The following is a 9,203-nucleotide window of genomic DNA, read 5'->3' as shown; positions in this document are numbered from 1 at the left end:
GTCCATGCCAAATTTAGATGGACACGATCCTCGCCCTCAATATCCCCCCGATCAAGGTGTGTTCGCCGGGCGCTTACGATACTCCTTGCTCTCTTGCTGTCCTTCAAGACGGGTTCACCGGGCGCTTCCCGCTTTTCCAGCACGCGGGGCCCTCCGTCGTGGCTCACCCCTTACTCGGCGCGAATATTGGCCCGTGCCGCCAGCGCCCGCATCTCAGGAAGTTCCTTCTCGGTGCGCGCCCTGACCGCCACGCCGTTGCCGTAGGCCGGCGTCAGGCCGAGTTCAAGCATCCGGCTCTTGATCGCGGGCGCCGTCGCAACTTCCGCCAGGGCCTTCTCTAGCTTCTCCTGCACCGGTGCCGCAAGTCCGGCGGGCGCCAGCAGCGCGAACCACGACCCCATCTGGAAGCCCGGATAGCCGCTCTCGGCCACTGTGGGTACCTCGGGCAGCGCGGGCTGCCGCTGCGCTGACAACACCGCTACCGGCTTGATCTTGCGACCCTTGATCAGTGGCAGGCTGGCGACCACGCTATCGACCGCAACCTGAACCTGACCGCCGGCCAGCGCGGTTAGGCTTTGCGCGCTTCCGTTAAACGGCACGTGAACCATATGAACGCCGGTAGCCGACTTGAGCATCTCGCCGCCGAAATGAACTGAGGATCCGGTACCGAACGAGCCATAGGAGAACTTGTCAGGCTGAGCCTTGGTCTGGATCACCAAGTCCTTGAGCGAGTTCACCGGAATCTCGGCGTTGGCCAGCAGCACCAGGCTCAAGTCGGCGATCAGCCCCAGCGGCGTGAAGCCCTTGACCGGGTCGTAGCTCAGGTTTTGACGAATCGTCGGGTTCAGTGTGAGCGTGGTGCTCGAGCCAAGCAGCAGAGTGTAGCCGTCTGGCGCAGCCTTAGCCACCTGGGTGGCGCCGATCGCCGTGCTGGCACTTGGCTTGTTCTCGACCACGACGGCCTGGCCAAGCTTTTGGGAGAGGCCCGCCGCAAGCAGTCGGCCCAGCACGTCAGTGGCGCCGCCGGCGGCGAATGGCACTACCAGCTTGATCGGACGGTCGGGATAAGACTGCGCCTGCGCAGCGACCGGCGCCGTGGCCAGCATCACCGTCAGGCCGGTGCCTACGAAAAAGGGCTTCAGAGAAATTTTTGTCATCGGTGGATCAACTCCCTGCCTACGGTTCGGAAATAAATACGGTTCAATTCGGGAGACCGCTAGGGGCGGCAGCGTCCCACGCCTTTCCCAGCCACGTGCTGCGCACACGCGAGAAGCCGCCGGCCTGGTCATAGGCGTGGCCAATCTGTAGTACGGTGGCGTCGGACTGGACGGGGCCAATGATTTGGAGGCCAGCGGGCAGGCCGCCCGGGCCAAAGCCAGCGGGCGCAGCCAGCGCCGGCAGTCCTGCCATCGCGGCGGGGACCGCGGCTTGTATCCAGCGGTGATAGGTGTCCATGTCACGACCGTCGATAACATGCGGACAATCCAATTCGGCATCAAAGGGATAGACCTGGGCAGCAGGCAACACCAAATAGTCATAGCGCTCGAACAACACGCGGAGTGCCTGGTACCACGCGCTACGCACGCTCATTGCCTCGTATAAGCGCGTTCCTGGCAACGCCAACCCGCGCTCGATCTCCCACACCGCCTCGGGCTTAAGCTGTCCGCGGCGGGCCGGATCCCTATACAGCGCTCCATTGGCGCCGGCCACGGCAAAGCTGCGCAGGTCGATCCAGGCCTGCCACAGTCTTTCCAGGTCAAACTCGGCCACCGCGGCGTCGACCGTGCATCCGATCGAGCGCAGGTGCTCTAGTGCGCGAACGCAGGTGTCGAGCAGACTGGCTTCGACCGGCAAATGACCACCAAGGTCGCCCAGCCAGCCAATGCGCACGCCGGTCCAGTCGCGCTCCGGCGGCAAAGCGAAAGTTCCGGGGGCCTCTGCGCGGTGTGTCAGGGGCAGGCGTGCATCGAAGCCGGCTTGCACCGACAGGAGCAGCGCGAGATCCGGCACGTTGCGAGCCATCGGTCCCGCGACGCTGAACTGGTTGAAAAACACTTCCTCCGTCGGCCCGTGCGGCACACTGCCAAACGAGGTGCGCAAGCCGAAGACATGGTTGAATGCGGCAGGCGTGCGCAGCGAGCCCATCATGTCGGAGCCGTCGGCAACTGGCAGCATGTGCAGTGCCACCGCGACAGCCGCGCCGCCGCTGCTGCCGCCGGCCGAGCGTGCCGGGTCGAAGGCGTTCCGTGTGGTTCCATAGACCGGATTGTAGGTATGGCCGCCGAGGCCAAACTCGGGCGAGTTGGTGCGCCCGACAAAGAGTGCGCCCCCGGCCCGCATGCGCTCGAAAATTACCGCGTCCGTCTGGCTAACCTGGCCTGCGAAGATCGGCGAACCCTTTGTGGTCACCATGCCGGCGGCCGGCATAACGTCCTTGGGCGCCTGCGGGAAGCCATGCAGCGGGCCGCGGCTGACGCCGCGCGCCATTTCCGAGTCGCGCTCGGCCGCTTGGAAGCGCAAGGCGTCGCGGTCCGCCGGCGCGACGATGGCATTTACGCGTGGGTTGTGTCGGTCAATCTGGCCGAGAAACGCATCGACCACTTCAACGCACGAAACCTCGCGCGCATGAATGGCTCGCGACAATGCGACCGCGTCCAGATCAACGATAGGATCCGTGGGGGTGATACGAGTGGGTTCCATGTCAGCTTGCGTGTCCCATGTCGTGTTTGGTAAGTTGGCGATTTGATGAGCCCATTAATCCTTGAAATGATTAAGAGCCGCTCTTAGTATGGCCACGTCGATCACTCCGAACTCCCGCCCGTTCCCGAGCAGGACAGTGTTCTATACGTGTGTCAACATTCGATGCAAAAACCAGCCTTGCCTGGGTCAGGTTCGGATGCAAATCAACAACGGGGCAACCTTTTTAGACGCTAGCCTGCATCACGAATCCATCCAGCAGCTCTTTCCGCCATCATCAAAGTTGGGCTATTCGTATTGCCGCTTGTGATAGTTGGCATTGCGCCAGCATCCACTACTCTTAGGCCTTCCACTCCGCGGACTCGCATCCGTGAATCGAGAACCGCCATCCGGTCCTTGTCATCGCCCATCTTAGTCGTTCCGACGGGATGGAAGATCGTCGTTGCTATGTCGCCGGCCAGGCGGGCGAGGTCGTCGTCCGTCTGGAATTGGATTCCAGGTTTCCACTCTAGAGGGGAGTACCGCCGCAGTGCGTCCTGAGAGGCGATGTTCCTTGCAACCCTGATGGAGTCAGCTGCGACCTTCCTGTCCGTCTCTGTCGCGAGATAGTTTGGCGAAATCGCCGGTGCCACCTTGAAGTCGGGGCTCTTGAGCTTCACAGTTCCCCGACTTGTAGGATTGAGATTGCAAACGCTTGCTGTGAACGCGGGGAACTCATGCAGCGGTTCACCGAATGCTTCCAGAGAGAGCGGCTGTACGTGGAATTGAATGTTGGGCCAAATTTGGTCTGGCGAGCTCGTGGTGAATACGCCTAGCTGTGAAGGTGCCATACTCATGGGGCCACTACGCCGCGCCACATATTCCAGCCCGATCTTCGCTTTGCCCCAAAGACTGGAAGTCAGACGATTTAGCGTCTTGGCGCCTTCGATTTTATAAACGGTTCGGATTTGCAGGTGGTCTTGCAGGTTTTCACCAACCCCGGGAAGATCGACCAAGACTCGGATTCCATGCTTCTGCAGCAGGCCGGGCTCGCCGATACCTGATAGCTGCAAGAGATGAGGTGATCCGATGCTTCCGGCGCAGAGAACGACCTCACTATTCGCCCACACCTTCACCAGCTCTTGGCCTCTAGCGACAGTCACACCGATACACCGCTGTGTTCCGTTTGCCTCGTGTTTGAACTCTAGCTTGGTTGCTTGAGAACTCGTCCATTGGACAAGATTCTTCCGAGCTGAGCATGCTGGCCTCAAGAAGGCTTTTGCCGTGTTCCAGCGCCAGCCGTTCTTCTGGTTCACCTGGAAGTAGCCGACCCCCTCATTGTTGCCGCCATTGAAGTCGCTGCTATGTGGGATCCCTGCCTGTTGGGCTGCATCTGCAAAGGCGTCGAGAATATCCCAACGCAGGCGTTGCTTTTCAACGCGCCACTCCCCGCCAGCTCCATGCATTTCGCTGCGGCCTGCAAAGTGATCCTCGTGCTTTTTGAACGCAGGGAGGACGTGCTCCCATTTCCATGCGTCGTCAGAGGTTAACGCAGCCCATTGGTCGTAGTCTCGGGATTGACCGCGCATGTAGATCATCCCATTGATGCTGGAGCAACCGCCCAGAGTTTTGCCACGCGGATAACGCAAGGTGCGTCCGTTCAGCCCGGCGTCGGGTTCGGTCTGGAACCGCCAATCGGTGCGGGGATTACCGATGCAATAGAGATAGCCAACGGGAATGTGAATCCACGGATAGTTATCCTTTGTTCCTGCCTCAATAAGTAGTACGCGTTTTTGAGCATCTGCACTCAGGCGGTTCGCCATCAGGGCCCCGGCAGTACCTCCTCCGATGACGATGTAGTCAAATGTAAGTTCGCTCATCCTTATATCTCCTCATATTGCTTTGAGGCTAATGGGCCACATTTTCGCCACCCCGGCGGGCAATATGGTGCAACCGGACCAATGAACAACAAGCAATCCGAAAGCTGCTGCGGTATTCTTCCGCTGTTCTGCTCGGCGTGTCCGTGCTCGAAGTGTCGCCGTCAGATGCAGCAAAGGCCAATGATTTCTAATGAAGTGAGATATAATTTCTGCAAATATGCGCCCTCTATCGGACCTTCAGATGCTTCGGGCTTTCGCGGCGGTCGCGCGAAGCGGAAGTGTGTCCCGCGCCGCACAGCAGCTACACCTGTCTCAGCCTGCTGTTAGCCTTCAGCTCAAGGCGATGGCAGAGCAGACGGGCCTTCGGCTATTTGCGCGCAAGGCTCACGGTCTGGAGCTGACCCTTGACGGTTTGGCGCTGCTGCCCCAGGTAGAGCGTGTTCTCTCGAGCTTGGCTGAGTTGAATCACGCGACGCAACGGCTCAACAATTCTCTACGCGGGTCCCTCCGCATCGGCACCATCCTGGATCCGGAGTTCATCCGGCTCGGTAGCTTTCTCCGTCATTTTGCTGAAGCAGCGCCACACGTGGCCGTGGAGCTCAGGCATGGAATAAGTGGGTCGGTACTTGATCAAGTCGAACGCGGCGACCTGGATGTGGGATTCCACTTGACCAGCCCGAGTGAAATCCAAAAAACGACTAGCTGTAGCCATGTCTGGCAGCAACCCTTGTTGCAGTTTTCCTATCTCGTTGTAGGACCGCGTAACTGGGCAGCCAAGATACATGGCCAGGACTGGCGCGGACTAGCTGGCCTTCCGTGGCTGAAGACGCCGCCACAATCAGTCCATCATCGCTTGCTCGCATCGGTCTTCGGCCTGGGCTCCATTACCGGCATAGAGCCTACGCGGGTCGCCATGGTCGATCAGGAGGCGTCAATGATTGATTTGGTTAAGTCCGGTATCGGGTTGTCACTCATGCGTGACTCGATTGCCATGCGTGAGCAACAGGAGCACGGACTAGTCGTTGCGGATCAAGCGAAACTCGACTGTGTACTCACATTTATTTGCTTACACAGTCGCCGTGAGGATTCTGTAGTTGAGGTTTCGCGAAGCGCTCTTGCACGTGCTTGGTCGTTGTAGCTTGCCGTACCTCAACCTAATCCGGATCGATTTTATGAATTCCGCCTCCGGAGAGGCTCAGATTCCGGCTCGCCGCCTGTGTCGTCGGCGCGATTCTCGAGCCGAGCCTTCGACAAAGCAACGGCCTCATGGAGCTTCTGCTCTAGCAGTTGCCGGGGCGGCAGTTCGGTCAAATATTCAGCGACATGAATGCCAGTCTGGTCCAGCTCTAACAACTCGATGTGCTCGCGCTACTTGCCAGTGCAGAGGATGATGCCTAGCGGCGGCGCCTCCCCGGGGCTCCTGCTCGTGCTTGGCGAGCCAGCGCAGGTAGAGTTCCATCTGCCCTTTGTCGGCGGCCTTGAACTCGCCCAGCTTCAGCTCGATCGCCACCAGGCGTTTGAGGCGACGCTTGTAGAACAACAGGTCAATATAGAAATCGTCGTTGTCAATCTGCAGCCGCTTCTGGCGAGCAACAAAGGTGAAGCCTGCTCCCAGTTCCAACGGCGGTTTCAAGTCCCAAGTGCAACACCCGCGTCAGTGAATTGAAGTTGGGGGGTGAGAAACTTGTTTGAGCATACGAGCGAACACCTCCAGTGGGGAGTGGAACGCGTGCGTAGCACGAGGTCGCTTGTTCAAGCTGTCGGCAATTGCGTCGAGTTCTTCTTGTGTGTGCACGGACAAGTCGGTGCCCTTGGGCAGGTACTGGCGCAGCAGCCCGTTGGTGTTCTCACAAGTGCCGCGCTGCCAGGGGCTGTGCGGATCGCAGAAGTACACCTTGACGCCAGTGTTGGCGCTGAGCTCACTGTGGCGCGTCATCTCCTTTCCCTGGTCGTACGTCAGGCTCTGGCGCAGCGGCTCAGCAATCGAATTGAGCTTGGCAGAAAAGCCGGCCAGCGCCGAGGCCGCAGTAGCGTCATCCATCTTGGCCAACAGCACCAGACGACTGCTGCGTTCGACCAGCACGCCCACCGAAGACTTGTTGCCCGCGCCCTTGATGAAGTCACCCTCCCAGTGACCCGGCATGACGCGGTCCTCGACCTCGGGCGGGCGCACATGGATGCTGACCATCTCAGGAATCTGCCCGCGTCGATCAACCCCGCGCTTGCGTGGCATGCGTGTGCTGCGGCCATGGCGCAGGCAGGCGATGAGCTGGCGGCGCAACTCGCCCCTGGGCTGCGCGTAAATGGCCGTGTAGATCGTCTCGTGAGATACATGCATGCTGGGGTCCTCGGGCCACACTCGCTTAAGGATACCGGCGATCTGTTGCGGCGACCACTTCCAATCCAACAAAGTCAGCACCGCGCCCCACCGAGCGTGTTGCGGATCGAGCTTCGCTACCGGGCGCGCCTGAACCCGCCGCGCCTGCCTCATGGCCTGCGCCGGCAGGCTCGCGTAGCCACGCAGCGCACAGCTGTTTCGCCTCAGTTCACGGCTGACGGTGCCCGCCGAGCGCCCGAGTGTGCGGGCCATGGCCCGCACACTCGAACCGCTCTGGCTCATGCTCGCAATCGTCATGCGCTCCTCAGGCTGAAGTTGTTGGTACGAAGTTCTGCTTTGCATCTGAGCACCTTACCCGAAGCAAGGTGTTGCACTTCAGATTTGAGGCCGCCAACAGAAAATGCTCCAGCTCGCGCAGGATGGCGTCCTCGAGGTCCCGCTCCAGATAGCGATCCCGCAAGCCCAGGAAATCGAGGACATAGGGATCCTTGAGCACCAGGCCGGGGCTTAGTTCGCCGCGTCCACGCGCTGCATTCCTCGCCCCGCTTTGCACTGACTGTTCAATATGAAGTGCCTTCGATTCATTTTCTCATCTCTACAGCCGTTGATTTTGGCCAGGCTGCATCAGTCCGGCATCTCAAGCATCCCGGACCCGTCACGGTGGCCAATAGATCCCGCACTTGCCTTGCTGAGGCCAAGCTGATCATCCGTGCAAAGCCGGGGTAACTTTCAGCGGGTTACCGGCACAAAACAATCGACGTCATGGCTTCCCGCGGCAGATGCTGCGGCACCTGGGCCTCCGCAGCCCCTATTAGAACCTCGCACGATTCCAGCAGTGCATGCTGCCGGCGAAGCTTCCGCCCCGGGGCCCTTCCGGTTTCTAGCTCTGCGGCAGTGGTCAGCTATTGCTTCGTAGCGGTTACCCGGAAATGTTCCACTGTCTGCCCGGCGTGGATCGCCCGCTGCAGCCAGTCCGGCATGGCGCCGCGGCCGTCCCAGCCCTGCCCGTGCGCATTGCGGTAGCGCACCGCTCCTGGCGTTGGGGTCGGCGGCGGCTCGGCAAAGCAGCCGGCGGCCTGCAAGTCAGCCAGGCTCAGCCCATGCTGGGCCATCTGGATGCGGATCCAGGTAATCGCTTGCGCGCGCTCGATTTCGATTGACATGGTGTAGGTGAAGAAATTTGGGGCAGCGCCGGATCCGGCGTTGTGCCTTCTGGTGGGAGCGTTGGATTTCAGGGTTGCTCCAGGTGATGGCTGCGGTGGGAATCATTGCCGGCGGGAGGATGTGGCCGCTCTCTTTTGCTTAAATTTTAATCAAATCCGGAGAGGCCGTCGGCTGTCTGCCCCCGCGCGGCTTGTCCACAGGCTTATCCCATGGCGCGGTGGACAAACCCTGCCCCCGCCCACGCCTTCAGGCCGGCCCGGGCTTGAACTTGGTGCGCGTCACCGGCACCCGGCGCTTGGCACCTACCAGGCGGCGCGTCGCGGTGGCTTGCGCATCGGCCCGCTCGGCACGCCGTACTGCCGTTTCCAGTTGCGCCCGCAGCTCGTCTTGGGCCGCCTGCCCTCGCTCGAGCGCCTGTTGCGCCTGCGCCAGTTGCAGGCTGAGCGTGTCGCGCTCGGCCTGCTGCCGGGCCCGTGCCTCTGCACCGGCGACGGCGGTGTCTTGCGCCCTCGCCTGCACGACTGCCAGCTCAGCGCGCAATTCCGCGAGCGCCTGCTCGGCCTTCTGGCGCAATGTGCGCTCCTGGTCGATCTCGCGCAGCGCGCGGCGCTCGGTGGCGCTGGCCCGCTCCTGCGCGACAGCCACCTGCTCGCGGGTGTGTTCCAGCTCCGTCGAGAACTGGGTACGCAGCTCCAGCAACTGCCGCTCGAGCGCCTCGACCTGGCGCTTGCCCTCGTCATGACGCGCCTGCGCGGCCGCGTGAGCCTGGCGCTCGGCCTCCAGCTCCCCCTGTAGCGCCACGCGCGCGCGCTGGACGGCGTCGAGCCCGGCCTGCACGGCGGCGGTCTCCTGCTCGGCCACTACCACTGCGGCCCGCGCCTGGTCGCGCTGCGCCTCCGCCTCGCTCGCCTGCAACCGCGCTTCGGCCCGCAGCGCGGCCAGTTCGCCGGCGGCGGCCTCGTTGGCGGCCTGCCAGATCGACTGCACGGCATTGGCGGCGATCGCCTTGAGCGCGTCCGGCAGCTCGGGGTGCGCGATGGTCACGTGCATCTTGTCGCGCAGGTCCTGCCAGAACTGCGCCAGCACCTCGGTGGGCGTGCCCATGCTGCCCTTGCGCACCAGGCCGTAGAGCTTGTTGGCGGTGG

The 9,203-nt window shown here is 61.6% G+C and carries 7 protein-coding genes and 2 pseudogenes; 1 reads left to right on the top strand and 8 read right to left on the bottom strand.

The features are described from left to right. Positions 1 to 170: 170 nt before the first annotated feature. The 3 genes from ACGLHR_RS48980 to ACGLHR_RS48970 form a co-directional block, all read right to left on the bottom strand. Positions 171 to 1,157: a Bug family tripartite tricarboxylate transporter substrate binding protein gene (locus ACGLHR_RS48980; RefSeq protein WP_400103007.1), complete on the bottom strand. Its 987-nt coding sequence runs from the start codon at positions 1,155 to 1,157 to the stop codon at positions 171 to 173. A 43-nt stretch (positions 1,158 to 1,200) separates the two neighbouring features. Then, the gene (locus ACGLHR_RS48975) at positions 1,201 to 2,700 is read right to left on the bottom strand and encodes an amidase (RefSeq protein ID WP_400103005.1); all 1,500 of its coding nucleotides are present in this window, start codon (positions 2,698 to 2,700) and stop codon (positions 1,201 to 1,203) included. A 230-nt stretch (positions 2,701 to 2,930) separates the two neighbouring features. Beyond that, the gene (locus ACGLHR_RS48970) at positions 2,931 to 4,556 is read right to left on the bottom strand and encodes a GMC family oxidoreductase (protein ID WP_400103003.1); all 1,626 of its coding nucleotides are present in this window, start codon (positions 4,554 to 4,556) and stop codon (positions 2,931 to 2,933) included. Positions 4,557 to 4,773: 217 nt separating this feature from the next. Here ACGLHR_RS48970 and ACGLHR_RS48965 point away from each other — a divergent pair, with 217 nt between their 5' ends. Further along, a complete protein-coding gene (locus tag ACGLHR_RS48965; RefSeq protein WP_400103001.1) occupies positions 4,774 to 5,694 on the top strand; it encodes a LysR family transcriptional regulator in 921 nt (306 codons plus the stop codon). A 32-nt stretch (positions 5,695 to 5,726) separates the two neighbouring features. On the opposite strand, the pseudogene ACGLHR_RS48960 reads toward ACGLHR_RS48965, so the two are convergent. The 5 genes and pseudogenes from ACGLHR_RS48960 to ACGLHR_RS48940 all read right to left on the bottom strand — a co-directional run. After that, positions 5,727 to 6,177 (bottom strand): annotated as a pseudogene (locus ACGLHR_RS48960) (PDDEXK nuclease domain-containing protein); the annotation flags it as partial. A 33-nt stretch (positions 6,178 to 6,210) separates the two neighbouring features. Beyond that, a complete protein-coding gene (locus ACGLHR_RS48955) occupies positions 6,211 to 7,236 on the bottom strand; it encodes an IS30 family transposase (protein WP_400102999.1) in 1,026 nt (341 codons plus the stop codon). A 49-nt stretch (positions 7,237 to 7,285) separates the two neighbouring features. After that, a pseudogene (locus ACGLHR_RS48950) lies at positions 7,286 to 7,402 on the bottom strand (PDDEXK nuclease domain-containing protein); the annotation flags it as partial. Between the two features lie 394 nt (positions 7,403 to 7,796). Further along, complete coding sequence (locus ACGLHR_RS48945; protein WP_318234403.1) at positions 7,797 to 8,057, bottom strand: H-NS family nucleoid-associated regulatory protein; 261 nt, start codon at positions 8,055 to 8,057, stop codon at positions 7,797 to 7,799. A gap of 247 nt (positions 8,058 to 8,304) precedes the next feature. Beyond that, positions 8,305 to 9,203: DNA-binding protein (locus ACGLHR_RS48940; protein ID WP_400102997.1), on the bottom strand; the 899-nt coding region annotated here is incomplete at its 5' end.

Source organism: Cupriavidus sp. CuC1 (assembly GCF_044627735.1).
GTDB lineage: Bacteria > Pseudomonadota > Gammaproteobacteria > Burkholderiales > Burkholderiaceae > Cupriavidus > Cupriavidus ulmosensis.
The sequence above is the reverse complement of the archived record's forward strand: the minus strand, read 5'-3'. Positions and strand labels throughout refer to the sequence as shown.

Coding starts and splice junctions, on each gene's coding strand:
- ACGLHR_RS48965 (WP_400103001.1), top strand. CDS start 4,774: ATGCGCCCTCTATCGGACCTTCAGATGCTTCGGGCTTTCGCGGCGGTC.
- ACGLHR_RS48975 (WP_400103005.1), bottom strand. CDS start 2,700: ATGGAACCCACTCGTATCACCCCCACGGATCCTATCGTTGATCTGGAC.
- ACGLHR_RS48970 (WP_400103003.1), bottom strand. CDS start 4,556: ATGAGCGAACTTACATTTGACTACATCGTCATCGGAGGAGGTACTGCC.
- ACGLHR_RS48980 (WP_400103007.1), bottom strand. CDS start 1,157: ATGACAAAAATTTCTCTGAAGCCCTTTTTCGTAGGCACCGGCCTGACG.
- ACGLHR_RS48955 (WP_400102999.1), bottom strand. CDS start 7,236: ATGCAAAGCAGAACTTCGTACCAACAACTTCAGCCTGAGGAGCGCATG.
- ACGLHR_RS48945 (WP_318234403.1), bottom strand. CDS start 8,057: ATGTCAATCGAAATCGAGCGCGCGCAAGCGATTACCTGGATCCGCATC.